This window comes from Paraconexibacter sp. AEG42_29 (assembly GCF_040581415.1).
GTDB lineage: Bacteria > Actinomycetota > Thermoleophilia > Solirubrobacterales > Solirubrobacteraceae > Paraconexibacter.
In genome coordinates this window covers 1082988-1108595 of record NZ_CP114014.1, presented here as the reverse complement: position 1 = coordinate 1108595, position 25608 = coordinate 1082988, and the positions used below count along the sequence as shown (strand labels likewise).

Here is a 25608-nt window from a genome sequence, read left to right as displayed (position 1 = left end):
GGCGGCCGGGCCGCCGGCGACCAGGATCGGGCCCGTCTGCTGCTGCCATGACAACACCGCGCCGCTGAGTGGCGGATCGCACGGCTCCCAGCCCGGTGGACCGACATTCACACCGACCAAGGACGGCGCGGCCCGCGCGGCCCGCGAACCGTCTCAGGCGGCGCGCTGGACCCGCAGCGTCGGGCGCCGGCGGGTGCGGCCGGTGACCGCGTGCGACTCGATGAAGTGGGCGAGGTCGGCGGGCCGCTCGCGCTGCGGGTGGTGGCCCATCCCGCGCCAGACCTCGGCGTGCGCCTGGGGGATCGCGGCCTGCAGCGTCGGGAGATGGCCGGGGTTCACGAGCGCGTCGTGCTCGCCCCACAGGGCGGCGACGGGACCGTGGAACGCGATCTGGCGGTTCGTGAAGCCGTGCTCGGAGCGGCCGGCGGCGGCGATGGTCTCGACGGCCATCCGGACGCCCGGGCCCGAACGCCAGGCACGACGGCGCACGCGGTCCATCAGGTCCTTCGACGGCAGGCGGTGGTGCGCCACGAACGTGGCGTAGGCCGCGGTCACCGTCAGCGGGTTGACCAGCGCCAGCGGCAGCGCGGCCTCGGCGATGTTGCGGACGATCGGGAGGCTGACGGCCTCGGCGACGCGGATGTGGCCGTAACCGGCGGGCGCCAGCAGTGCCAGCGCCCAGACCTTGTCGCTGCGCTCGGCGACCGCGGTGGCCACACCGCCGCCCAGCGAGTGCCCGACGAGCGTGCAGCCGTCCACGTCGAGCTGGTCCATCGCCTCGACGATCGCCTCGGCGTAGGCGCTCAGGCGGGGGCGGGTGGGCAGGCTGGAGGCGCCGAAGCCCGGCAGATCCAGGGCGTAACAGGGCCGCTGCGTGTCGCGGGCGAGCTGCACCCAGCCCTCGGAGTCGTCCAGCAGGCCGTGCAGGAGGACCAGCGGACGGCCGACGCCCATCCAACAGCGGACCCGCACACGACGGCCGCCGGAGATGGTCAGATCACGGACTTCGGCGGCTCGCGGGGTGCTGTTGCGCATGTTGTGTCGATCTTCGGCAAGTTGGAGGCTCGACCTTGAGGGCGAACGCCACAAACCTAACGGACGGGTCGGTGGTCACCCCACAAGCGCGTCACCTTGTCGGTGTTGTTCCGAACGCGTGCGTGCCAGGGCCCTGCTGATCCGCTCCGTTCGAGCCGATGTTGGGTTGAGCATCTACCGAAGCTCTTCGGATTGGCGCCTTGCGTACCCCCCGCCCCCTTCTCCTACTCCTGCTCCTCCTGACCGCGCTGACGGCGGCCGCCCCTGCCGCCCACGCCTCCGTCCCGGCGGGCTGGCCGTCGGACCGGCTCGTGCTGGGTGCCCGTGACGAGGAGAACGGCGCCGGGATCCTGCGCGACGCCACGCGGCTCACCGCGCGCTACCACTACCTGTCCGGCGGCTCGAACACCGGCGCTGGGTGGTCGAAGTGGACGATGGGCGGCGGCTCGTTCGTGTCGAGCTTCGTCAACGACAGCGTGGCGCACGGCTTCCTGCCCGTCTTCAGCCTCTATCACCTGCGCGAGACCCTTCCCGGCGCCGGGATGGAGGAGGTCGCGGGCTTCTTCGCCAACCTCGAGAACCGGGACACGATGACGTCCTACCTCCAGGACGTCCGGCTGTTCTTCCAGAAGGCCGGCGAGACCGGCCAGACGTCGGTCCTCCACGTCGAGCCCGACCTCTGGGGATACATCCAGCGGCGCGGCGGCGCGGCGGAGACGGTCCAGGTCGCCACGACCGGGCTGAGCGAGCTCGCCGGCCTGCCCAACACCGCCGCGGGCCTCGCGCAGGCCTTCGTCCGCCTGCGCGACACCTACGCCCCGAAGGTCCTCCTGGGCTACCACCTGAGCGTGTGGGGCACCGGCGAGGACATCGCGCTCAGCGACCCGTCGGACGAGCGCATCGACGAGCTGGCCGCCGCCTCCAGCGCCTACTACAAGGCGCTCGGCGCGAAGTTCGACCTGATCTTCGCCGAGCAGTCCGACCGCGACGCCGGCTACCGCGAGGTCCGCGACGGCGATGGCGGCGCGTCCTTCTGGACGCCCGAGGACTTCATGCGCCAGGCGCGCTACCTCCGGGGCGTCTCGGCGACCACGGCGCGCTCGATCGTGCTGTGGCAGCTCCCCGTCGGCAACGCGTCGCAGCCGAACACGCCGAAGCACTACAAGGACAACCGGGTCCAGACGCTGCTCGGCAGCGGCGGCGACGCCGTCCGCCGTGCCTACGTCAACGCCGGCGTGATCGGGATGCTGTTCGGCAAGGCGCTGCCGGACGCCACCTGCGCCTGCGACGAGGACGGCGACGGGCAGGACGACGACGGCGGGCTGTTCAAGACGCTGGCGAACGCGGCGACGGCAGCCGGCCTCGAGGTGCTCCCGGGCGGGCCGGCGAAGAAGCCCGCCAAGCCCGTCAAGACACGGACGTCCGCGCCGGTGGTGGCGGTCAAGGCCACCGTCCTCGCGCCGCGCGTGGGCCGCGGTGGCAACGCCCGGGTCAACGTGCGCCTGACCGCCCGCTCGACGGCGCAGGTCGTGGTCGCGATCCAGCTCTATCGGCCCGGGGCCGGCACCAAGCCGACCTACCAGGTCGCCTTCCGCGGCCAGCGGCTGCGCGGCGGCATCCCCCGGACCTTCAAGCTGAGCTACGCCGTGCCCGGCGGCGCGCAGACCGGTCGCTGGAAGGTGAAGGTCGGGCTCTTCGACCTGAACTTCAAGAAGCTCCTGGTGTGGCGGCCGGCCGCTGCCGCGTTCTACGTGCGCTGACGCCTCAAGTCCGGCGCTGCGCGGCCGACGTCTCCGGGGGTGACGGTCCCCGCCACCCTCGCTGCGAGCGCTGCGGCCGCGTACGGCGTCGCGGCGGCGACCGTCGCCCCCGCCGAGCTCGCCCGGCTGGTCGTCCCGGGTGTCGGCTCCGCGCGGGTGCTGGTCACCCGCGCCGTGGAGGGTGCGGCGGAGCTCGTCTTCGCCGAGGCCCCGCCGGCACCGACCCGGACGCTCCACCGGCGCGTCGTCCTGCTGACCTCGCTCCCGCCGGCCCCGGCGGCCGAGCGCGTGGCCACGCTGCTGGCCGTCCCCGACGAACACGGACGGCTGCGCACCGACACCGTCTGGGCCGTCCTGGAGGCGCCCGTCGACGGGACGGGCCCTGTTCCGCACACGGCGGCGCCGAGCGCCGCGGAGCGCCGGTCCGCCATCCGTGTCCCGGTCGACCGGACGATCAGCATCCACCACCCCGGGGTGGTGGCCGGGATGGTCGCCCGGACCGAGGACCTGTCCGCCGCGGGCGTCGCGGTCAGCGGGGCGGCAGCGCTGACCCGGGGGGACCTCGTCCGCCTGCGCCTGCGGCTGGACGGCGGCCGGCCGCTGGACGCGATCGGCGAGGTCCGCCGCCGCGACGCCGCGGACCGCCACGGCCTGCAGCTGGTGCAGATGCGGCCCCAGGACCGCCTCTGGCTCGAGCGCTGGCTGGCCGCGCACCGCTGAGCCCGCGTCTGGTTGCATACGCGACGTGCTCGCTCTGGTGTCCTCCCTCATCCTCGCCGCCGGGGGCAGCGGGTCCTCCTCGTTCGGTGGCGGCGGTGGCGGGGGCGGCGGTGGCGGCGGCAGCTCCTTCAGCGGGGGCGGCAGCGGCGGCGGCTCGTGGTCGGCGACCGAGTTCGCGATCTTCATCGTCGTCGTCCTGCTGTTCTTCGGCGGCACCGCGGTCGTCGGCTGGATGAAGAGCGCCGGCTGGCGCAGGCGCCGCCGCGAGCGCATCGCCCAGGTCCAGCTCGCAAGCCACGAGGCCGCCGAGGACGACGCGCACTTCGACGCCGCCACCGTCGAGCAGGAGGCCACGCGGCTGTTCGTGGACGTGCAGGAGGCGTGGGACGCCCGCGACACGGAGGCACTCGGCCTGCTGGCCGGCCGCGACCTGATGGTCGAGTGGGAGCGCCGCCTGGACGACTTCGCCCGCAAGGGCTGGCACAACAAGGTCCTGATCCGCAGCGGCCCCACGGTCGGCTACGTCGGGCTCGTCAACCGCGAGGACGACATGGAGGACCGCGTGGTCGTGCTCGTCGAGGCCCAGCTCGACGACTGGTGCGTCACGCGCAGCGGCGGCGCCGTCTACCACAACAACGCCACCTCCCCCGCGACCACGCTCACCGAGTACTGGACGCTCGGCCGCACTCAGGCCGACGAGGACGCCCGCTGGATCCTGCTCTCGATCGAGCAGAAGGACGAGGGCGAGCACCACCTCGGGGACGCGATCGTCGCCTCGCCGTGGGGGGACGACAAGCGGATCGGCGCCGAGGCGACCCTGGAGGTCGCGGCGGCCGACACCCCGCTCCCGGGCTACACGACCGCTGACCTCGTCGACCCGAACTTCGCCGAGGACGCGAAGGCCGCCGCACTCGACCTGTCGCTGGCCGACGCGCGCTTCGGGCCCGACGTGATCATGGCCTGCGTCAGCCGTGCCGTGGAAGCGTGGATGGAGGCGGTCGACGGACCCGACGCGGCGCTCGAGGCGCTCGCGACACCGGAGGCGATCCGAGCCATGCTGCACCCCGGCGACGACCGGCCGGACCCGTCCACGCGGCTCGTCGTCCGCGGCGTCAGCGTCCAGCGGATCGACGTGCAGTCGATCCGCCCGAGCCCCGAGCCCGCGCAGCTCACGGTCGCCATCAGCGCCCGCGGGCGACGGTACATCGAGGACCGCGACACGGTGGCGCTTCTGTCCGGCAACAAGGACGAGGAGCGCAGCTTCGTCGACTTCTGGATCCTGGCGCTCACCGGCGACGCGACGTCGCCGTGGCGCATCGTCGGGACGGGCTGAACGCCCGGGCGGACGACCGCACCCGCGGCTCCGGCGGAACCGCCACACTGTCCCTCCGTGCGTCCCCGCTCCGTCCTGCTCGCTGTCGCTGCCGGCCTGGCCCTCGCCGACGCGTCGATCGTGACGCTCGCCCTGCCGGAGCTGCTGGTCGACCTCGACACGACCGTGCAGGGCGTTGCCGCAGTCATCGGCGTGTACACGGTCGTCCTCGCCCTGGTGCTGGTGCCGGTCGAGCGGCTCGCGCAGGCCTACGGCGCGACGCGGATCGGTGCCGCCGGTTTCGTGACGTTCGCGGTGGCCTCGCTCGGCTGCGCGGTCGCCGACTCGCTGCCGGTGCTGCTGGCCGCCCGGTCGCTGCAGGCTGCCGGCGGCGCGGCGGCGCTCGTGACGACGTTCAGCCTTCTGTCCGACCACGACCCCGAATCGAACCCCACCCACCCTCCGGCCACTTCGGCTCGCAACCTGTGGCTCGGCGCCGCGGTGTTGTCGGCGGCCCTGGGCCCGGCGCTGGGCGGCGCGCTCACGCAGGCGTTCTCGTGGCCGGCGATCTTCCTCGTGAACATCCCGGTCGCGCTGGCCGCGGCCGGCGTCTGCCTGACCATGGACGCCCCGGCGGCCCGTGCGGCCGAGCCCGCCCCTGCCGCCGTGGCCCCCGGCTCGGCGACGCTCCTGCACGACCCGCCGCACACCGACTGGCGCGCGGCGGCCGCACTCGGCATGGTCTCCGCGGCGCTCAGCGCGGTGCTGTTCCTGCTCGTGCTCCTGCTGGTCGCCGGCTGGGCCGTCCGGCCGCTGGCCGCCGCTGCGACCGTGACCGTCGTCCCCCTCTTCGCCCTCGCGGGGAGCCGCCTGGGGGGCGACGCCCGCTGGCGCGCCGCCGCCGGCTGCGCGCTGGTCGGCCTGGGCACGCTGGCCCTGGCGTTCCTGCCGGACGCGCGGGTCGCCTGGACGATCGCGCCGCAGGCCCTGGCCGGGTTCGGGATGGGCCTGGCGCTCCCGGCGCTCGGGGGCGAGCTGCTGCCCGAGCGCGACGCCCGGGACGCCGCGCGGCTGCTGTCGATCCGGCACATCGGCATCGCCGTGGCGCTGGCGGTCATCGCGCCCATCACGGCGGCACGGCTCGACGACGCGACCTTCAAGGCGCGCGAGAGCGGCGTCGCCCTCGTCCTGGACGCCGAGATCAACCCGACCCGCAAGCTCCAGCTCGCGCCGGCGCTGCTGGCGAGCGTGGACGCGGAGTCGCCGCGGGCAGTGCTGCGCAAGACCATCGCCGAGAACGGGGACACGCTCGAAGGCGTCGAGCGCGCCGAGTACGACCGGCTGGCCGCGCGCGCCGACGAGACGCTCGTCGACGCGGTCGGCGAGTCGTTCTTCGCCGCATTCCTGATCACCGGGCTGCTCGCGCTGGGCGGCGCGGTCCTGCTCGTCTCGACGCGCCTGCCGCCGCCGACCTGGGCGATCGGTGCCGCGATCCTCGGCTGCGTCGTCCTGGCAGCACAGGTCGAGGAGCACCACCGCCGCGCGCCCGACCCCGTCCCGATCGCCGATCCCTGCCAGCCACGACCGCAGCCGGCGACCGCCGGGGGCGGCTCGCTGCTGGACGACCTGGCGAACGGGGCGCAGGCCTCAGCGCTGGCGAGCATCGACACGGAGGCCTGCCAGCTCGGCAGCTCGCGCGAGGAGCTGCTGCTCGCGTTCGTCAGCGACGAGGACGCCGAGCGCTTCGAGCGCGAGCACGGCACCGACGCCCGCTCGGTCGGCGGCTTCCTCGGCAGCATCCTCCGCGCGCTCGTCGGGTAGCCGCCTTCGTAGGACAGTCGTCGGCGCCGGGACCGCGACGGACCCGCATGCGCGACAATGCACCGGATGTCGCTCCCGTCCCTCAAGGGCAAGCTCCTGATCGCGTCCCCCGCCCTGGTGGACCCGAACTTCGTGCGCACCGTCGTCCTGATCGCGGAGCACTCGGGCGACGGCACGCTCGGCCTGGTCCTCAACCGGCCGTCGGACTCCTCGGTGACCGAGTCGGTCGACGAGCTGCGCGGCGTCGTGGAGGCCGGCGACCCGGTCTACGTCGGCGGTCCGGTGCAGACGGACGCGGTCATGGTCCTCGCCGAGTTCTCCGACGCCGCGCTGGCTGCCGCCCTGGTCCTGGAGGACATCGGGTTCCTGCCGGCCGAGGCCGACCTCGACGCGATCGCCGCGGCGACGCGGCGCGCGCGGGTCTTCGCCGGTCACTCCGGCTGGGCGCCCGGCCAGCTCGACGACGAGCTGGAGGAGGGCGCCTGGATCCTGCTCGACGCGCGGCCCGACGACGTCTTCGCCGGCGACGCGGAGGAGCTGTGGTCGCGCGCGCTGGAGCGCAAGGGCGGCGCGTACGCCCAGCTGGCCCGGGTCCCCGAGGACCCGTCGGTCAACTGACCGGTCCGGTCACCTCGTGGGGACCGGTCACACGGCCCGGTCGGCCGCGCGCAGCAGGGCGGTCGCGGCGTGGTCGGCGATCGTCGCCAGGACCTCGAGCATCGTGTCGCTCGGGCGCCGGCCGCCCGGGGCGCCGTCGACGGACAGGAGCCCGAGCAGCGTCCCCTCCGGCGTCCGCAGCGGGACGAACAGCAGGTCTCCGGGCCGCTCCGCGTCCGGGTCGGTCCCCGGCACGAGCTGCGGGTCCGTGTAGGTCGGCTCGAGGCTGGGGTTGGGCGACAGCTCCTCCGGGACGTGCCAGCACCCGCCGCGGAGGAAACGCGCGTCGAGGAAGACCTCGAGCTCGGCGGGTGCGTAGCGCGCCCCGGTCAGCACGCCGCGCGGGTCCCAGACCACCTCGTAGCCGTCGTCGCCGCGCAGGTTCAGGACGGCGTTCTGCCAGCCCAGGTGCTGGTGCAGGATCGCGCCGATGACCTCCAGGACCGCTGCGGTGCCGTTCGCCGCGGCACGCTGCAGCCCGGTCAGTCGCCGCGCGGTCTCGATGGTCGACCGCAGCTCGTGCTCGGCCCGCTCGCGCTCGGCCGCCGCGTACTGCTCGGTGAGGTCGCGGATCGTGATGACGACCCCTGCCGTGCCCGCGACCGGGTCGTCGATCCGCTGGAGGCGGACGTGGACCGGCGTGCGCCGCCCGTCACGACGCGGGATGACGAACTCGGCCGAGAGGCCCGGCTCGCGGGCGGCGCGTTCCAGCAGGGCCCGAGCCTCCTGCGCCGCGGCGGCCGGCCACCAGGGCATGCGGACGACGTCGAGCTGGAGCAGCTGCGCCCGTGACCGGCCGAACAGCGCGCAGAACGCGTCGTTGACGTGGACGACGACGTCGTCGCGGATGACGATCAGCGCGTCCTGGAGGGCGGCGAGGAGGGCTCCGGCCCAGCGGCGCTCCTGGCTCAGGAGGCGCTCGAGCTCGCCCTCGGTCTGCAGCCCGCGGCAGGGCACGCGGACGACGGCGGACGTGCCGTGCGTCCCGAGTCCCGGGCTGCTGAGCGTCAGCGTCCCGCCGAGGCCCTCGGCCGCCCGGCGCAGGCGCGCCACGCCCACGTGCCCGTCGCGCTCCGCCCGCGCGACGGCGGCCCGATCGAGGCCGGCGCCGTCGTCGAGGACCACGACCTCGACCTCGTCGCCCCGGACCGTCACCGCGACCGCGCAGCGGCTCGCGCTCGCGTGCTTGGCGACGTTGCGCAGGAGCTCCCGGACCCAGTCGCGGATCGCGATGTCGTGCAGGCCCGTCGCCGCCGGGTCGACGCTGACGTCGATCGCGAGGCGACCGCGCACGTTGACGTCCGCCGCCACGCGGGTGAGCGCCTCGGCCAGGGTGACCTCGTCGAGCGCGCCGTCGTCGAGCGCAGCGGTCGCGTGGCGGAGTGCGGTCTCGATCCCGCGCACGGCGTCGTGCAGGGCGGCGACGGCCGGGGCGTCGAGGGTGCCGCCGACCTCCTCCACGTCCTGGCGCAGGGCGAGCACCCGCTGCAGGGCGTCGTCGTGGATCGCGGCGGCGATCCGCGCCCGTTCGTCCCGCCTGGCGTCGTAGCGCTCGGCCGCGACGCGGGTGGCTGCGTGCGGGTCCGTCACGCGCCCTAGGGTCGCGGCTCCGGCGAGGTGGCGCAAGCGGCGACAGGCGCCTGGCGCCGTGCAGGTCCCCGCCTGCCACCACGCGCGGGCGGTCGAACGTGACCGCGACGGGCCATCCTCGGGTCCTGTGCCTCCCAGATGGGGACCCGAGCTCCGCGACGCTGCGTCAGCGCAGCAGGTCCTCGTCCACGTCGTCGAGCAGGCCGAGCGCCTGCGGCGCCTGACCCGACTCGAGCAGGACCGCCCCGCCCGGCCAGTACGGGTGGGGCGGGTGCGCGCCGGCGAGCAGCAGCGGCTCGTACACCCAGCAGCCGCTGTTGGTCAGCGCGCGGCCGCCGATCGGGGTCCACTCCGGGACGTGGTCGCCGTAGCGCGGTCCGGCGCGGTGGAGGTGGCCGAAGATGACGTGATCCGCCTTGACGTTCAGCCGGCCGGCGACCTCCCCCATGGCGGGCATCCCCGCCCGGCGGAACTGAAAGCCGAGCGCGCCCGCGCTGATCGGGGCCAGCGTGCCGGCCCCGAGCAGCTTGGCGGCCACCGGCAGCGCGACGAGCGAGGCCCGGCGCGCGAGGCCGGCGGCGCGGTCGAGCGGCTCGCCGACGATGCCGGGGAGCGACGCGGCGACGAGCCCCTGGACGGCGGCGGCGCTGGGTCCCGACGCGGCTTCGTAGTCCTCGGCGGACGCACGGCCCTCGGGGACGCCGCGCCCGATCATGACCCCGGTGCTGCCGTTCGGGAACAGGTGCCGGTCCAGGTAGTGCCCGTGGGTGGCCCACACGCCGTCGTCGAGCCAGACGCCGGGGTAGCGGACCTGCACGCGCGCCGGCTTGAGCGCGGCGGCGATCGCCCGCAGCGAGGCCGAGGAGGACGCAGGGACGCGGGACGCGAGGCCGATCCGCCGCCCGGCGGTCCGCTGCCGGCGCAGCCACGGCCGCACGAGGGCGTGGTCGTGGTTGCCCAGCACGACCACGACGTCCTTGCCCGAGCCGAGTGCAGCGCCCAGGGCGCGGAGCACCGGGAGCGCCGCGCGCATCGCCGGCTTGGGGCGTCCCTCGAGCAGCTCGACCGTGTCGCCGAGCAGGACGAGGCGGTCGACGTCCTTCAGTTGGTCGACCAGCGCCTGCAGCGCCACCGGCCGCCGCAGCACGTCGTGGCCCGCCCGCTGACCGAGGTGCAGATCGGAGACGATCAGCGTCCGCATCGATTGCGCCCCCGCCGATGGGTCCCGGCGACCGTCATCGATGCAGCTGGACGGTCCGCGTGCCGCCCGCCACCGCACCGCGCCACGGGCCGTCGTCCGCCGGGGTGGCGTCCCGGCCCAGCAGCAGCGCCGCGAGCAGGCGCGCATCACGCTCGTCCAGCGGCCCCACGGCGAGCTCGCGCAGCTCCGTCCCGCGCTGCTCGACGACGATCACGCGGACCTGGCGGTCGACGCTGAGGGCGAGCTGTGGGTCGTCGAGCGGCGGCACCGGTCCGCATGATGATGGATGCAGCCCGGCAGTACAGGCCCCGCCCGGCATCTGGGCGGATCGGCACATCGACGCCCCGCGGCGCCTCCACCTCGGCACACGACGCCCGGGTAGGTTCGCGGCATGCGCATCGTCATCCTGGGGGCAGGGGGCGTCGGGTCGGCCGCTGCCGCCATCGCCCGTCGCCGGCCCTTCTTCGAGCGGCTCGTCCTCGCGGATCTGGACGGAGCGCGCGCGGCGGCCAGTGCCGCACGGCTCGGCGACCCGCGGATCGCCGGCGTCACGTGCGACGCCTCCAGCACCGAGGCGATCGTCGCGCTGATCCGCGCCGAGGAGGCGGACGTGATCCTGAACGCCTGCGACCCGCGCCTGAACCCGCCGATCTTCGCCGCCGCCCGCGAGGCCGGGATCACGTACCTCGACATGGCGATGACGCTGTCCGAGCGCCACCCTGACGAGCCCTACGCGAAGACCGGCGTGATGCTCGGGGACGCGCAGTTCGCCGAGTCGGGCGCGTGGGAGGCCGACGGGCAGCTCGCGCTCGTCGGCATCGGCATCGAGCCGGGCCTGAGCGACATCTTCGCCCGCCACGCCGCCGACACGATGTTCAGCACGATCGACGAGGTCGGCGTGCGGGACGGCGCGAACCTCGAGGTCGCCGGCCACGCGTTCGCGCCGACGTTCTCGATCTGGACGACGATCGAGGAGTGCCTGAACCCGCCGCTGATCTGGGAGCGGGAGCGCGGGTTCTACGTGACCGAGCCGTTCAGCGAGCCGGAGGTCTTCGAGTTCCCGGCCGGCATCGGGCCGGTCGAGTGCGTGAACGTCGAGCACGAGGAGGTCGTCCTGATCCCGCGCTGGGTCGACTGCGAGCGCGTCACCTTCAAGTACGGCCTCGGGGACGAGTTCATCGGCGTGCTGAAGACCCTGCACCTGCTGGGGCTGGATTCCACGACGCCGGTGGACGTGCGCGGCAGCTCCGTGGCGCCGCGGGACGTGGTCGCCGCCGTCCTGCCGAACCCGGCCGAGCTGGGCGACCAGATGACCGGCAAGACCTGCGCGGGCACGCTCGTCACCGGCACCGGCCTGGACGGGAAGCCGCGCGCGACCTACCTCTACCACGTGGTCGACAACGAGACGACGATGGCGCTCGACGGCAGCCAGGCCGTGGTCTGGCAGACGGCGATCAACCCCGTGGTGGCGCTCGAGCTCCTGGCCGGCGGCACGTGGTCGGGTGCCGGTGTCCTCGGCCCCGAGGCCTTCCCCGCGCAGCCGTTCCTGGACCTGCTGGCGGAGTACGGCTCCCCTCACGGAGTTGACGAGCGGGACCCGGCGAACCCCGCGGTCCGCCGGCCGGACTGACAGCACCGGGACCGGGACCGGGGCCGGGGCCGGGGCCGGGGCGGGGGCCGGGGCGGGGACCGGGGCCGGGGCGCCTCCCACAGGGGCCGAACGTCCGTCCTGCCCGGATATGGCGGGGAGGACGGACGTTGGGCGCGCTACGAGCGGCCGGCGATCGACGTCGGGTCAGCGGGTCGCCAGGGCGACCAGGCTCCGCGGGTCGTTGTAGAGGTCGTTCGACGAGATCCGGCGGACGGTCCATCCGGCCCGTGACCAGATCCGCGCCTTGCGCGCGTCCTCCAGCGGGTCCCGATGGAACTGCGGTCCGTCGATCTCGATGATCAGCCGGCGCTCTGGCCAGCTGAAGTCCGCCTCCTCACCGGCACGGACTTCGTTCACCTCCGGGAGCGCGACACCTGCGGCGTCAAGGATCACGAGGCCTTCGATCTCCGCGTCCGACCGACACCGGCCGAGGGGCAGTCGTGCGTAGAGCGCGCAGACTTCGCGGAGCGAGGCAACACCCCGTCGGCCGCGATGGTCGTGCAGGGCGAGCAGCAGCTGCGGGACGGAGGTGTGACGCAGTCGGACAGCCTCGCGAAGCAGCCGTGCCTGCGCTCGCCCCTGGAACTGAGGCCAGACGTCGATCACCGTGCGCTCCGCCGAGGTGACCCACAGTCCGTGGCGCCGCACGACGTTGCCGTCGAGCGTCGCCGAGTACCGCACCACCAGCGTCGACGTCCGCTCGATGCCCCGACGCCCGGGTCGTACCACCGACACGGCACGCGGCTCCCGAGAGAGGAAGTCCCAGTGACACGCGGCGTTCTGGTCAGCGAGGACCGTTCGCGGGGCGGTGAGCGTCGCTGCCATGCGCCGCTGGAGGTCCGTCACCGGCGCGTACCCGGTCAGGCAGACGCCATCCTGCAGGCGACGGAGACCCGCCATCGCATGGTCGCATCGCGCGGCCGTCCAGCCGCCGGCGATCAGCTGCCACCTCGCGATGCATCCTTGCTGACGGGCGGCGAGGTCTCTCAGGAGTCGAGCGTCGGTCATGCCCCCTATATGGAGGCACGACGGACGTTCGGCCCCGTGGGGTGCAGAGTCGATGCAGCCGCCGCGCAGACACGGCGCAGAGCGGGTGCTACTCGTCGCCCTTCGCGTACTTCGACGTGAAGGAGTCGTCGGCCGTCCGGCCGTCCCCGTACTTCACCGTCCGTGTGACCTTGATCTCGAAGTCGCCACCCGCCAGCGGCTGCCGGGGGCCGGGCTTCGCGGTGACCGTCCGGCCACCGTTGTCCCCGTAGAGGCTGACCGTCACCGACCTGGAGTCGGTGAACGTCCGCACGACCACGGGCACGTCGGTGTCGTTCGTCCACTTCAGGTCGATCGACGGGAAGTCGAGCGTCGCCTCGCGCCCCGGCGGATAGCGGCTGATGTAGAGCGAGTGCGGCTGGTGGGTGTCGACCCGCAGGCCGGCGAAGTACGCGGCGTTGTACATCGTGGTCGAGAACTGCGAGACGCCGCCGCCGATCGACGGGACGATCTTGTTGCCGTCCCCGATGAACGGCGCCTTGACGTAGCCCTTGGCGGAGGTGCGCTCGCCGACGACGGCGTTCAGGTCGAACTGGGCGCCGGGCGCGATCACCGTGCCGTCCACGGTGCGCGCCATGCGGCGGATGTTCGTGACGCGCGGCTGGCCGGACTCGTAGCGCGTCGTGAACGTCCCGATCAGCGAGTCGACCTTCTCCGCCGCCTTCTGCGTGACCTTCGGCTTGGCGAGCTTCACCGGCAGCTTCGCGGTGTGGCGGCCGGTGCGCACGGCGTCCGCGATCGCGATGACGGCCTCCTCGCGGTCGATGGTGCGGCCGCTGAACCCGGCGCGCGTCACGCTGACCCGGGCAGCACGCGAGCGCCAGGTGACCGCGCCCTTGCCGTCCAGCGTGGCCAGCTTCGACGGCGCGGCGAAGGACGGCTCGCGCGGCGGCCGGTCGCGGGCCTTGGCGATCCCGGCGACCAGCTCGATCAGGCGCGGCTCGTCGCTGCCGAGGCGCACCTTGCTGCGGTCCTTCGTCGAGGACCGCAGGCGCAGGAACGAGGCCAGCGTCTCCTTGCCCCACACGATCGGCTCCCCGGCACCGGTGATGACGAGGTCCTGCTGCAGGAAGGCACGCGCATCGTCGGCGACCTTGCGGACCGCGCTGACCTTGGCGACCGGGCGCGGGTCGAACGGCACCCGGAACTCCTCCTTGCCGCTGCGCAGGGCCTCGACCAGCTGGCCCTTCAGCGCGGGCCGGTTCACGGTGCGGCCCTTGCGGGGCCCTTGGACGTTCACCTCGTACGTGCTGGGGTCGATGTCGATCGCCCCCGGGAAGGTCTCGCGGTTGATCAGGCGGGCGACCCGGCGGCTGGTGGCGTCGATCTTGGCGGCGTCGACGCGGTCGGCGGGCGCGACCTCGCGGGATTCGAAGACCCCGCGGGCGGACTTGACCAGGCCGAACAGCGGGCCGTCGCGCCCCGCGTCCAGGACGCGGTCGACGGTCGCCTCGACGTCCTGCTCGTAGCCGGCGTCGACGGGGGTGATGCGCAGCTGCTTGCCGGCGGCGTAGACGGTGACGGGGCTGGCCTTCAGGCGCGTCATGCGCTCCTTGAGCGACGCGCTGCTGTCGCCCTCGACGTTCACGCCGGCCAGGTGCGTCCCGGGCAGCGCGCGGTCCGTGTAGACGATGCGGAGCATCACGACGCTCAGCGCGACCAGCAGGATGGGCGCCAGGAGCACGGCCGACCGCCGCCGCCAGTTCTGGGGCTTCGGGCCGCGCGGCACCGGACGGTGGCGGCGCGGCGGGGGCGGGGGCGTGCGCCGTCGGCGAGGCGGAGTGGAAGCCACGAGCCTTCCTGTTTATCAAGCTGGCGCGCGCGGGTCGCCGCTGGACCCGCCTGCGCAAGCGCACGTGCAGGACCGGTCCGCGGAGCCGGGATAGGCTCGACACCATGTCGACTCCCACTGAGCAGCAGACCCAGGTCCACGGCGGCAAGCTCATCGCCCGCCGCCTCAAGGCCCACGGCGTGTCACGGATCTTCACGCTGTCCGGCGGCCACATCTTCCCCATCTATGACGGCTGCCGGGACGAGGGCATCGAGATCGTCGACACGCGCCACGAGCAGGCCGCGACGTTCGCCGCGGAGGGCTGGGCGAAGGTCACGCGCGAGGTCGGCGTCGCCGCCGTCACGGCCGGGCCGGGCGTCACGAACGCGATGAGCGCGCTCGGCAGCGCGCAGATGAACCAGTCGCCGATCGCGGTTCTGGCCGGCCGCGCTCCCGCCCTGCGGTGGGGCACCGGCTCGCTGCAGGAGATCGACCACGTCCCGTTCGTGCGGCCGCTCACCAAGCTGGCGCGCACGGCTGACTCGACGGCCGAGATCCCCGGGCTCGTCGACGAGGCGATCGACACCGCGCTCGCGCCGCACACCGGCCCGACGTTCGTCGACTTCCCGATGGACCACGTCTTCTCCGAGGCCGAGGACGACGGGGCGCCCGTCCCGTCCCGCGATCCGGCGGCCGGCCCCGAGGCCGACGGCGGGCAGCTGGATCGCGCGATCGCCCTGCTGCGGGACGCGGAGCGCCCGGTGATCATGGCCGGCACGAACCTCTACTGGGCCCACGGCGAGGTCGCGCTCAAGGAGCTCGTCGAGGAGCTCGGCATTCCGGTCTTCCTCAACGGCATGGCCCGCGGTTGTGTCCCCGCCGACCACGCGCTCGCGTTCTCGCGGGCCCGCAGCGAGGGGCTCAAGGGCGCCGACGTCGCGCTCGTGATCGGTGTCCCCATGGACTTCCGCCTCGCGTTCGGCGGCGCGTTCGGGGAGCAGACCGAGCTGATCGTGATCGACCGCGCCGAAGCGATCCGCGACCACCCGCGGCCGGTCGCCGCCGAGCTCGTCGGGTCGATCGCCGACTCGCTGACCAAGCTGCGCGAGGGCGCACGCGGCGCGCAGGACACGTCGGCGTGGGTCGCGCAGCTGCGCGCGAGCGAGACCGAGAAGCGCGCGGGCGAGGCGGAGGAGCTGGCGGACGGCCGGAGCCCGCTGCACCCGATGCGCCTCTACAAGGAGCTCGCGGAGGTCGTCGACCGGGACGCGATCATCATCGGCGACGGCGGCGACTTCGTGTCCTACGCGGGCAAGGTCATCGACAGCTACGAGCCCGGCTGCTGGATGGACCCCGGCCCGTTCGGGTGCCTGGGCTCAGGCCCGGGGTACGCCCTCGCGGCGAAGCTCGCACGGCCGGACAAGCAGGTCGTCCTGATGCTCGGCGACGGTGCGTTCGGCTTCGGCGGGATGGAGTACGACACGCTGGCCCGCCACGGGGTCAACGTCGTCGGCGTCATGGGCAACAACGGGATCTGGGCGCTCGAGAAGCACCCGATGGAGATGCTCTACGGGTACTCGGTCGCGGCCGAGCTGACGCCGCGCACCCGCTACGACAAACTCGTCGAAGCGCTGGGCGGGCATGGCGAGATGGTGGAGGACCCCGACAAGCTGAAGGGCGCGCTGCAGCGTGCCTTCGACGCGGGCAAGCCGGCGCTGGTGAACGTGCTCACCGACCCGGCGATCGCCTACCCACGCCGGTCCAACCTGGCCTAGCCCGCGGCCGATGTGCCACCACGTGCGCCGGTGGCATGTGGTGGCACCTCGAGCAACGGCGCGGCGCCGGGACGGGCGCCCGTGCGAGCACGTACCGCAACCTCTCCGGGCCCCAGGTGGTTGAAAGGGAAATGCCTGGAGTGCAGGGCATAGGGCGTCACCCCCGCCCGCAGTCTCCATCAACTCACACGGGAGTACCAATGAGCAAGAACGAGAACCCGGAAGGGCGCCGCAGCCTGCGCGCTCGTCTGTCCGGCCAGTCCGTCCGCACGCGTTCGGTCATCGCCGCCACCGGAATCCTTGTCGTCGGCGTCACCGCCACGGGCGTTGCTGCGACGGGCGGTCCACTGCTCGAGGGCAAGCGCAACGGCACCGCGACCGTCGAGACGCAGGTCATCGCGGACATCAACGCGACGAACAGCCCGACCGGCGGCTACTCCACGCGTCAGTCCAACCTCTCCACCTCGGGCGGCGGCGCGGTCTACGGCTGCCGTTCGACCAGCGGCGGTTCCGCTGCCGTGCCCCCGACCAACCCTTGCCTGCGCGGTAACAACCTGTCCACGGGCTACGCCTTCGAGTTCAACTCGAGCGCGGGCACCTCGGTCGGCTCGATCACCGCGGGCGCCGGTGGCGACACCAAGAAGCCGTTCACGACCAACGCGACCGGTGTCGCGACCGGCCTGAACGCCGACCGGGTCGACGGCGCGAACGCGTCCGACATCGTGACGACCGCGACGACCGTCGCTGCGGCCGACGCCACCAAGAAGGTCGACGCGTCGAAGACGCGCTGGCTGCTGCTGAACGAGAAGGGCGAGATCGAGGAGCAGTCGGGCGGCTTCACGGTCATCGACGCCTACAAGACCAACCAGAACGCGTACATCAGCGCCGGCAGCAGCGTCGTGAACAACGGCTTCAGCGCCACGATCGCGATCCAGAACCAGGTTGACGTCGACGGTGCCGCCGGTGCGGATCCGAACTTCGGCGGCGAGGTCAGCGTCTCGCGCTGCAACCCGGCCACCGTCGTCGTCTGCGCCCCGGCCGACGCCAAGAACGACAACGCGTTCGTCGTGTCGCCGCGTAACAGCGACGGCTCCGCCACCACGGCGACGAGCCGCAAGCGCGTGTACATCACCGTCACGCCGTAGTCACCCGGCCGGCCGGCGTTCGCGGCCGGCCTGCTGGACCCGCAGGACCGCAGTCGAGAAGGGCGCCCACGCGGCGCCCTTCGTCGTTCAGCGCCGCAGGAGCGTGATGCGCACGGTCCGCGTGGCGACCGCCCCGACCGCCGGCCGGTAGCGGACGGCGATGCGGACGGTCGCCCGCCCGCGGCGCGCCAGCAGCCGCCGGGTGGCCCCGCGCGGCGTCACCGTCAGCGTCGTCGACCGTGGACTGCCCAGCGTCCGCGAGCGGCCCACGACGCCCGCCGCGGCGACGGCGACCGTCCCCGGCCCGGGCGCCGTCACGATGATCGTCGCCGCCCCCGTGCGCGTGTTCCGCCGCGCCTTCCCGGCGGTGAACCCCTGCGCCAGGAAGCGATCCGCCTGCAGGCCGACGATCGTCGTCAGCCGCTCCGTGCCGAGGTTCATGTCGAGCAGGTGCGTCCCCCAGGTCGGCGGGAACTCGTTCGGCCGGCGCGCGCCGTCGACCGGGTCGTAGCGGAACACGTTCGCGCCGTTGATGCTCCGGCAGGCCCCGACCGCCCGGTCGGCGGGCTCGACCCACGTCGTCGGCGCGGTCGGCGGCGGCCCGCCGTTCGTGACGATGATGCCCGCGTTGATCGGCCCCGCCGCGAACGGCGTGGTCGGCAGCGTCACCCTGACCGGCCCGCCGATGCCGCTGAGCACGCCCGGGTCGGTGCACGCCACCTCGAAGCCCGCGCCCCGCGGGGTGTTGAACGCGGCCGCCGTGAGGTCCGTCTGCGTGCTGCCGAAGAAGCTGACCGCGCCCGGATCGGTCGAGTAGGTCGAGTAGGCGACGATGCAGCCGGCCTCGCCGCGTGCCGAGCAGATCGGGATGTCGCGGAAGTCGCCGCCCGTCGTCCGGCCCTTCGCGACGGTGACGTTGCCGCCCAGCAGCACCGCCCCGACGAGTCGCCGGCGCTGCTCGGGCCGGCGCTCGATCTCCTGCCGCAGCAGCTGGCGCAGCATGAGCGTCCCCTGTGAGTGGCTCAGCAGCACCACCCCGCGCCCGCCGTTGTCCTTCTCCAGGTAGGACCGCCACGCCTCCAGGACGTCGCCGTAGGCGATGCCCGCCGGCGCGGTGGCTCCGCCGCCCAGGGCGAGCGCCGGGATCCCGGCGAGCGGGAACTGCCGGTAGATCGGCGCGAACATCCGGCACCGCGAGGAGAAGCGCGCCGCCTGGTACCGCGCGATCGAGACGAGCTCGGGATCGCGGGCCTTGGTGGTGTTCAGGCCGACCTGGTTCGACACCGTCGGGTAGACGTAGAAGCAGTCGACCGGTCGCTTGGCGGACGGCGCGCGCGGCGGGGTCTCGACGCGGTCGGGCCGCCCCTGCTCGCGGACCGTCGTGTCGAGCGGGATCTCGCACGGGTCGTCCGCCTGTCCCGGGTGGCAGAGCCACGTCACGTCGGCCCGCGCGGGGGCGGCGCCGACCCCGGCCACGCACGCCAGCCCCATTGCCGCCGCGCACGCAGCCAACGCCGCACGACGGACACGACCCCTGCGGACCTCTCCCATGTCGCGAACCCTACGCGCGTCCGGCCGCGTCCGGGCGACACCGGTCGATATCCCACGGCCCGGGTCGGAATGCTCTACGGTTCCGCAGGTTCGTATAAGGGACACCTAATACGGACCGCCCTTCCACGTGGACCCGGAGACGCACTCGTGCACCTGAACCCTGCCCTCTCGCGGCGCTCGCGCGCCGCCACCCTGTTCGCCGCCCTCGCCGCGACGACGCTGCTCGCCGCGGGCTGTGGCGGCGACGACGACACCACGTCCGCGGCGGCGACCCCGTCGACCGCGTCGACGGCCGGCCAGCAGGCCGCCGACGCCAACCTCGGGGCCGTGAAGGACTACCTCCTCGAGCACACGACCCTGCTCGTCTCCGAGACCGGCAAGCTGCGCACGCAGGCGGAGGGCTACTACGAGCTTGCGAAGGCCGCGGACTTCGACTACGCCAAGCTGCTGAAGGACAAGGGCCCCGAGGTCGCCGCGTTCCTGAAGGAGTCGCAGGCCACCTTCCGCGCGGCCAACCCGGCCTACGAGCAGGCCGAGGGCGTCGTCGCCGGCGTGCCGGTCCTGGCCGACTACGACGTCATCCTGGACGCCGGCAGCGACGGCAGCGACCCGGAGAGCGCGGTGCCCTTCAGCATCAAGACGCCCGCCGGCAAGACCTTCAAGCAGCCCGGCAACTTCTTCTTCCTGCTCGAGAGCTCGCTCTTCAACACGGAGCCGAAGTTCGCCGCCAAGGGCGTCGAGCCCGACGTCGACGGCGACGGCAAGGTCGAGTTCGGCGAGGCGCTCCCCGACGCCGACTTCTACGTCGCCGCCGCCCGCGACTTCGAGAAGAACGCCAAGGAGCTCGACGCCGCCTCCAAGAAGTGGCAGCCGGCCCCGGCCGACGCGTTCACCGCGGTCGTCGTCATGACCCCCACGATGAGCGAATACTTCGAGGCCTGGAAGAACTCCCGCTTCATCGCCGGCGGCAAGGCCAGCGAGAAGGGCTTCGTCGCCACCTCGCGCCTGAGCGACATCACCGACATCCTCAGCGGCCTGGTGCTCGTGTACGGCAGCATCGAGCCCGTCATCGCCGGCGCGGACAAGGCTCAGGCCGACCAGACCGGCCGCGCGCTGACCGACCTGCGGGACTTCGCCGCGGACCTGCGCGACGCGGAGTCCAAGGGCAAGACCTTCACCGCGGAGGACGCCGAGACGCTCGGCGGCGACGCGCAGACCCGGGCCGAAGCAATCGCCGGCCAGGTGTCGCAGGCCGCGGGCAAGCTCGGGATCAAGCTCGAGGACTGACTGCATCCGCCCAGCGCCGCGCCCGGAGACGGGCCGGCGCGCCAGAGTTAGGGGATCCTGATCAGCGGGCACGTACCCGTCCCTTAGGATCCCCTAATCTGCAGTCCATGTGGTTGCCGAAGCTCCGTCTGGCCCTGCTGCTCTGCGTCCTGGTCGCGCTCGGGACGACCGCCGCACCCGCTGCTGCGCAGACCACCACCCCGGGTGCGCAGCCCGCCTGGCGCACCGCCGAGCAGGTCCGCGACGGCCTCTTCGACGCCCAGCAGGCGCTGATCCTGGACGGGCCACGCCAGGCCGCCGCCGCCGCCGACAAGGCGGCAACGGCCTACAGCGGCCGCCTGCGCGACGGGATCGCCCGCGCGGACGCCACCGCCGACCGCGACGTCCGCTCCGAGCTCGCACTGGCCCGCCGCGCCGCCCGGGCCGGTGACGCGCCGGCCCTCGCCGCCGCCCGCGGCGCGATCCGCGCCGCCCTGTTGCGCGGTAGCGCCGCCGTCACCCTGGCCGCCGCCGGCCGCGGGGACGCCGCCACCACGCGCGAGTGGCTGCTGCTGCGCGAGTTCCGCACCGCCACCCGCTTCACCCGTGCCGGCGCCGACGCGACGCTCGCCGTCGAGCAGCTGGGTGCCGGCAAGCTCAGCGGCAAGGAAGCCCAGAAGATCGTCCGCAAGGACCTGCTGGACGCCTTCCAGGGCCGACTGCGCGAGCTGCTGGCCGATGCACGGCGCAACGCCGACCGTGGTTTCCGGGGCCCGTGGGCCGAGGCCGCCGCACAGGCCCAGGGCTACTGGCTCGCGCTCCAGGCGCGCTTTCGCGAGGACCGCGGCGCACCCGCGGCCCGCAGCGCCGGCGCCACGTTCGCCGATCTGCGCGCCGCCGCCGCCCGTGGCGACAAGACGGGTCAGGCCGCCGCCGACAAGCGCGTCGCCGCGGCGCTGGACGGCTTCACCGCCGCCCCGTTCACGCCCGAGGAGTCCGCCCGTCGCGCCCAGCAGCTGCTGCGGTTCCTGGCGCTGATCCCCGTCGAGTACGGCCGCGGCACGAAGGACGACCGCGTCACCAAGGACTTCGAGATCCAGGAGGCCGTCGCGTTCCAGTCCGGCGCCGTCGCGTCCTTCGCCGACCTGCAGGACCAGCTGGCACGCCGCGACCGCGCCGCCACGCAGCGCGCGAAGGCCGACCTCGCGATCCTCGACGCGATGATCGACAAGGCCGCGACGTCGACCCGCGGCGTCGCGCGGACGAGCGAGGTCGAGGCGGTCGAGGACCGCATCGACGACACGCTGCGCAAGATCATGCCGTCCGAGTGGAAGGCGAAGACCGACGAGTCCGACTACGACCTGATCGCCCTCACGCTCGACCGCATGGAGGCCGCCGTCGGCGCCGGGCAGTACGCCCAGGCCGAGCAGGCCCGCCTGGAGGCGTACGCGTTCTTCGAGTTCGGCCCGGAGCGCCGGCTGAAGTCGTTCGACCAGGGCCTGGCGCTCACCGTCGAGGGCCTGATCTGGTTCGGCGCGGACGACTACGACGGCCTCGCGACCCTGATCGCCAAGCGGGCGCCGCGCCGCGAGATCCGCGAGACCCGCGTCCACCTGGACGAGCGCCTCGGCGACGCCGCGGCCACGCTGGGCGACTCGGCCAACCGCGCGACCGTCGTCACGAACGCCGCGATCATCGTGTTCCGCGAGGGCCTGGAGGGCGTCCTGATCCTGGCCGCGATCACCGCATCGTTCGTCGGCGTGCGCCGCCGTCAGCGCCGCCCGGTCTTCATCGGCGCGGTGCTCGGCCTGTTCGTGAGCGTCCTGACGTGGATCCTCGCGCAGACGCTCCTGCACTCGCTCGACCAGTACGGCGAGAAGCTCGAGGCGATCGTCGGCCTCGTCGCGATCGGCGTCCTGCTGCTCATCACGAACTGGTTCTTCCACCGCGTCTACTGGAGCGAGTGGATCGGCAAGTTCCACCGCCAGCGAAAGAAGTTCGAGAAGCTCGACAACGTCGGGTTCTTCTCCGCCCAGGTGCTCGGGCTCGGGCTGCTGGGCCTCACCAGCGTCTACCGCGAGGGCTTCGAGACCGTCCTCTTCCTGCAGTCGCTGCAGCTCAGCGCCGGCACCGCCGCGGTCGTCGAGGGCGCGGGCCTCGGGCTCGGCCTCACCATGCTCGTCGCCGTCGTCACCTTCGCGCTCCAGCGCAAGCTGCCGTACAAGAAGATGCTGGTCGTCACCGGCGTCATGATCGGCTTCGTGCTCGTGGTCATGGTCGGCCAGACGGCGCGCACGATGCAGGGGACGGGGTGGCTCCCGATCACTCCGCTGGACTTGGACCTGCCGTACTGGGGCGGCCTCTGGTTCGGCGTCTACCCCACCTGGGAGACCATCGGCGCGCAGCTGTTCTCGGCCGTCTTCGTCATCGGGTCCTATTACCTCGCGCGGGAGGTCCGCGTGAAGCGGCCGGTTCGCCGTGCGGTGCGTCGCGGGGACCTGAAGAAGGACCAGGCGAAGCTCGCCGAGTCCGACCCGACGATCATCGCCGCACCGGAGCCGGAGCCCGTCTCCAGCGCCGCACCCGGGGCCGTGGAGGGCGCGACGGAGCCCCCGAAGGCCGGCGTCACGACGCCCTGAGCGAAAACTTCGGGGGTCTCCCCCTGATGCGCGGGACGGCGTGACGCGGCACCGTAGCCGCCATGAACCTCCGCAAGCCGCTCACCATCCTCGCCACCGCCGCCGCGCTCGGACTCGTCGCCTGTGGTGGCGACGACGAATCGTCCGGGCTCAGCAAGGCCGACCTCGCCAAGCAGGCCGACGTCATCTGCCAGACGGCCAAGACCGCGTCGCTCAAGATCACGGCGCCGGCCGACTTCGGTCAGCCGACCAGCGACCCGGCCGAGGCCGCCGCGTACCTCGAGAAGATCGCCCCCATCACCCGCAAGGAGGCCACCGACCTCAAGGCGCTGGAGCCCGCCGACGACGTGAAGGCCGACTGGGACGCGTTCACCGCCAAGGAGTCCGAGCTCGCCGACTTCCTCGACGGCCTGCTCGCGAAGGCCAAGGCGAAAGACGAGAGCGGCCTGAAGGACCTCGAGCGGGTCCCGCAGCTGGGCGCCGAGTTCAGCGCCGCCGCGACCAAGATCGGCGCCTCCGGCTGCGCGAAGGGCTGACCGCAGGGCCGCCCACCCACAGCTTGCCGGGCTCCGTCTCGTCCCGGCAAGGTCGTCCCGCCGCGCGCAGGCCCCGCCGCGGCCGGACGGCCGCACTGCGGCGGCGGACCGCTCGTTGTTGCGTCTGCAACGATTGCGGGTATGTCCGCCGCCGTGAGTGCACCCTCGATCACCGTCACCCATTACACGGACCCGGGCTGCCCGTGGGCGTACTCCGCGTCGCCCGCGCTCGCCGCGCTGCGCTGGCGGTACGGCCGCCAGCTCAGCTGGAAGCTGGTGACGATCGGCCTGACCGAGGATCCGCAGGCGTACATCGACCGCGGGTACACGCCGGTCCGCCAGGCACGGGGCAACCTCTCCTTCCGCCGCTTCGGGATGCCGATGGCCCCGACCCCCCGCGAGCGCGTCACCGCGACCGGTCGCGCGTGCCGGGCGATCGTCGCCACCCGCCTGCTCGCCCCCGAGCTGACGAACGACGTCTTCCGGGCGCTCCAGTTCACCCACTTCACCACCACGGAGCTGTTCGACACGGACGCCGGCATCACCGCGGCGCTCGACCGCGTGGCCGGACTCGACACCACGCTCATCGTCGGCGGCCTGGACGACGCGCGGGTCGAGGCCGCCTACCAGGAGGACCGGGCCCAGGCACGGTCGGCCGCCGGCGGCGCGACCGAGTTCCAGGGCAAGGCGGCGCAGACCGACGGCCCGGTCCGCTTCACGGCCCCGTCGCTCGTCTTCACGCACTCCGGCGGACGGTCGCTGGAGGCCGGCGGCTTCCAGCCGCTGGAGGCGTACGACGTCTGCATCGCGAACCTCGACGTGTCGCTCGAGCGGCAGGCCCCGCCCGAGCAGGCGATCGACGCGCTGCGCGCCTTCCCGTCGGGCCTGACCACGGCCGAGGTCGCCGCGATCATGGCGCTGCACCTGACCGATGCCGACGCGGACGTCGCAGAGGGCTCCCTGATCGACGCTGTCGCCGACGGCCTCGCGACGCGCACGCCGCTGGGCGACGACGCCCTCTGGCTGGCGGTCTAGCGCGTGCGCACCTTCCACTGCACCGTCTGCGAGCAGATGGTGTTCTTCGAGAACTCGCTGTGCCTGCACTGCCTGTCCGGGCTCGGCTTCGACCCCGATCGCCGGGAGGTCGTCACCGTCGTCCTGGAGGAGCCGCTGGACTCCGGCGCGGTCCGGCGGGTCGGGGACGACAAGCTCGCCACGGACGAGCCCGTCCAGTACCGCTGCACGAACGACGTCATCGCGAAGTGCAACTGGCTGGTCCCGGCCCCCGGCAAGCTGTGCGTCAGCTGCGCGCTGACGCAGACCCGGCCGGACGACGGGGACGACGGCGCCCTGGCCGAGTTCGCCGACGCCGAGGCCGCCAAGCGCCGGCTGGTCTTCACCCTGCTCGAGCTTCGCCTGCCCATCGAGGGCCATCGCACGAAGCCGGACGGCGGCCTCGCGTTCGACCTCCTGTCCCCGGGCAAGCGCCCCGTCCAGACCGGCCACGCCGACGGCGTCATCACCCTGAACCTCGACGAGGCCAACGACGCGCACCGCGAGCAGGTGCGCTCCCAGATGGGCGAGCCCTACCGCACGCTGCTCGGGCACTTCCGGCACGAGGTCGGCCACTACTACTGGCCGATCGTGATCGAGCAGACCGGGCTGATCGACGACTACCGCAAGCTCTTCGGCGACGAGCGCGAGGACTACGGCAAGGCCCTCGAGCGGCACTACGAGGAGGGTCCGCCCGTCGACTGGGCGAAGTCTCACGTGAGCTCCTACGCGACCATGCACCCGTGGGAGGACTGGGCCGAGACCTGGGCGCACTACCTGCACATCGTCGACACGAGCCAGACCGCGGCGGCGCACGAGCTGCAGACCGACCTCGCCCGCCCCGGGGACACGACCGACCTGGGCTTCCGGATGACGCTGCGCAACTGGATCCCGTTCACGTACGCGATGAACGCCATCTGCCGGTCGATGGGGATCGCGGACCTGTACCCGTTCGTCATCACCAAGGACGTCATCACCAAGCTGGTCTTCGTCGACCGCGCGGTGACGAGCGCGCGGTTCGCCGCCGCCAAGAAGGCCGCCGCGCAGGTGCCGGCACCGCCGGCCTGACCGCACCCCG

At 73.4% G+C, this 25608-nt stretch carries 20 protein-coding genes; 13 read left to right on the top strand and 7 right to left on the bottom strand.

Annotated elements, in window-relative coordinates:
- Positions 1-153 precede the first annotated feature (153 nt).
- Positions 154-1035, bottom strand: a complete 882-nt coding sequence (locus DSM112329_RS05300; RefSeq protein ID WP_354700772.1) for an alpha/beta fold hydrolase — start codon at positions 1033-1035, stop codon at positions 154-156.
- Positions 1036-1235: 200 nt separating this feature from the next.
- On the opposite strand from DSM112329_RS05300, the gene DSM112329_RS05295 reads away from it, so the two are divergent.
- The 5 genes from DSM112329_RS05295 (at position 1236) to DSM112329_RS05275 (ending at position 7266) form a co-directional block, all read left to right on the top strand.
- Positions 1236-2795 carry a hypothetical protein gene (locus DSM112329_RS05295; RefSeq protein ID WP_354700771.1) on the top strand — a complete coding sequence of 520 codons (1560 nt, stop codon included), beginning with the start codon at positions 1236-1238 and terminating at the stop codon, positions 2793-2795.
- A gap of 39 nt (positions 2796-2834) precedes the next feature.
- Positions 2835-3515 (top strand): PilZ domain-containing protein, encoded by a 681-nt coding sequence (locus tag DSM112329_RS05290; RefSeq protein ID WP_354700770.1) that lies wholly within the window; start codon positions 2835-2837, stop codon positions 3513-3515.
- A 37-nt stretch (positions 3516-3552) separates the two neighbouring features.
- On the top strand, positions 3553-4848 hold the full coding sequence (locus tag DSM112329_RS05285; protein WP_354700769.1) for a TIM44-like domain-containing protein: 1296 nt from the start codon (positions 3553-3555) through the stop codon (positions 4846-4848).
- Between the two features lie 57 nt (positions 4849-4905).
- On the top strand, positions 4906-6648 hold the full coding sequence (locus DSM112329_RS05280) for an MFS transporter (protein WP_354700768.1): 1743 nt from the start codon (positions 4906-4908) through the stop codon (positions 6646-6648).
- 66 nt (positions 6649-6714) lie between these two features.
- Positions 6715-7266 (top strand): YqgE/AlgH family protein, encoded by a 552-nt coding sequence (locus DSM112329_RS05275; protein WP_354700767.1) that lies wholly within the window; start codon positions 6715-6717, stop codon positions 7264-7266.
- 27 nt (positions 7267-7293) lie between these two features.
- On the opposite strand, the gene DSM112329_RS05270 is transcribed toward DSM112329_RS05275, so the two are convergent.
- The 3 genes from DSM112329_RS05270 to DSM112329_RS05260 all read right to left on the bottom strand — a co-directional run bounded on the left by DSM112329_RS05270 (position 7294) and on the right by DSM112329_RS05260 (position 10364).
- Positions 7294-8895, bottom strand: coding sequence for a PAS domain S-box protein (locus DSM112329_RS05270; protein ID WP_354700766.1), 1602 nt, complete (start codon positions 8893-8895; stop codon positions 7294-7296).
- Positions 8896-9061: 166 nt separating this feature from the next.
- Positions 9062-10096, bottom strand: a complete 1035-nt coding sequence (locus tag DSM112329_RS05265) for a metallophosphoesterase (protein WP_354700765.1) — start codon at positions 10094-10096, stop codon at positions 9062-9064.
- A gap of 34 nt (positions 10097-10130) precedes the next feature.
- A complete protein-coding gene (locus DSM112329_RS05260; RefSeq protein WP_354700764.1) occupies positions 10131-10364 on the bottom strand; it encodes a hypothetical protein in 234 nt (77 codons plus the stop codon).
- 123 nt (positions 10365-10487) lie between these two features.
- Between DSM112329_RS05260 and DSM112329_RS05255 the strand changes: the two genes are divergently transcribed.
- On the top strand, positions 10488-11726 hold the full coding sequence (locus DSM112329_RS05255; protein WP_354700763.1) for a saccharopine dehydrogenase C-terminal domain-containing protein: 1239 nt from the start codon (positions 10488-10490) through the stop codon (positions 11724-11726).
- Between the two features lie 165 nt (positions 11727-11891).
- Here the strand turns inward: DSM112329_RS05255 and DSM112329_RS05250 are convergent, their stop codons facing one another.
- Complete coding sequence (locus tag DSM112329_RS05250; protein ID WP_354700762.1) at positions 11892-12647, bottom strand: DUF559 domain-containing protein; 756 nt, start codon at positions 12645-12647, stop codon at positions 11892-11894.
- Positions 12648-12843: 196 nt separating this feature from the next.
- A complete protein-coding gene (locus tag DSM112329_RS05245; protein ID WP_354700761.1) occupies positions 12844-14478 on the bottom strand; it encodes a VanW family protein in 1635 nt (544 codons plus the stop codon).
- Between the two features lie 212 nt (positions 14479-14690).
- Here DSM112329_RS05245 and DSM112329_RS05240 point away from each other — a divergent pair, with 212 nt between their 5' ends.
- Complete coding sequence (locus DSM112329_RS05240) at positions 14691-16340, top strand: acetolactate synthase (RefSeq protein ID WP_354700760.1); 1650 nt, start codon at positions 14691-14693, stop codon at positions 16338-16340.
- Between the two features lie 200 nt (positions 16341-16540).
- Positions 16541-17485 (top strand): hypothetical protein, encoded by a 945-nt coding sequence (locus tag DSM112329_RS05235; protein WP_354700759.1) that lies wholly within the window; start codon positions 16541-16543, stop codon positions 17483-17485.
- Positions 17486-17572: 87 nt separating this feature from the next.
- On the opposite strand, the gene DSM112329_RS05230 is transcribed toward DSM112329_RS05235, so the two are convergent.
- A complete protein-coding gene (locus DSM112329_RS05230; protein WP_354700758.1) occupies positions 17573-19036 on the bottom strand; it encodes a DUF3089 domain-containing protein in 1464 nt (487 codons plus the stop codon).
- 147 nt (positions 19037-19183) lie between these two features.
- Between DSM112329_RS05230 and DSM112329_RS05225 the strand changes: the two genes are divergently transcribed.
- The 5 genes from DSM112329_RS05225 to DSM112329_RS05205 all read left to right on the top strand — a co-directional run bounded on the left by DSM112329_RS05225 (position 19184) and on the right by DSM112329_RS05205 (position 25598).
- Positions 19184-20323 carry an EfeM/EfeO family lipoprotein gene (locus tag DSM112329_RS05225; protein WP_354700757.1) on the top strand — a complete coding sequence of 380 codons (1140 nt, stop codon included), beginning with the start codon at positions 19184-19186 and terminating at the stop codon, positions 20321-20323.
- A 107-nt stretch (positions 20324-20430) separates the two neighbouring features.
- Complete coding sequence (locus DSM112329_RS05220; protein WP_354700756.1) at positions 20431-22941, top strand: FTR1 family protein; 2511 nt, start codon at positions 20431-20433, stop codon at positions 22939-22941.
- Positions 22942-23003: 62 nt separating this feature from the next.
- Positions 23004-23477, top strand: coding sequence for a hypothetical protein (locus DSM112329_RS05215; protein WP_354700755.1), 474 nt, complete (start codon positions 23004-23006; stop codon positions 23475-23477).
- A 141-nt stretch (positions 23478-23618) separates the two neighbouring features.
- On the top strand, positions 23619-24512 hold the full coding sequence (locus DSM112329_RS05210) for a hypothetical protein (protein WP_354700754.1): 894 nt from the start codon (positions 23619-23621) through the stop codon (positions 24510-24512).
- 3 nt (positions 24513-24515) lie between these two features.
- Positions 24516-25598 (top strand): putative zinc-binding metallopeptidase, encoded by a 1083-nt coding sequence (locus DSM112329_RS05205; RefSeq protein WP_354700753.1) that lies wholly within the window; start codon positions 24516-24518, stop codon positions 25596-25598.
- Positions 25599-25608 lie beyond the last annotated feature (10 nt).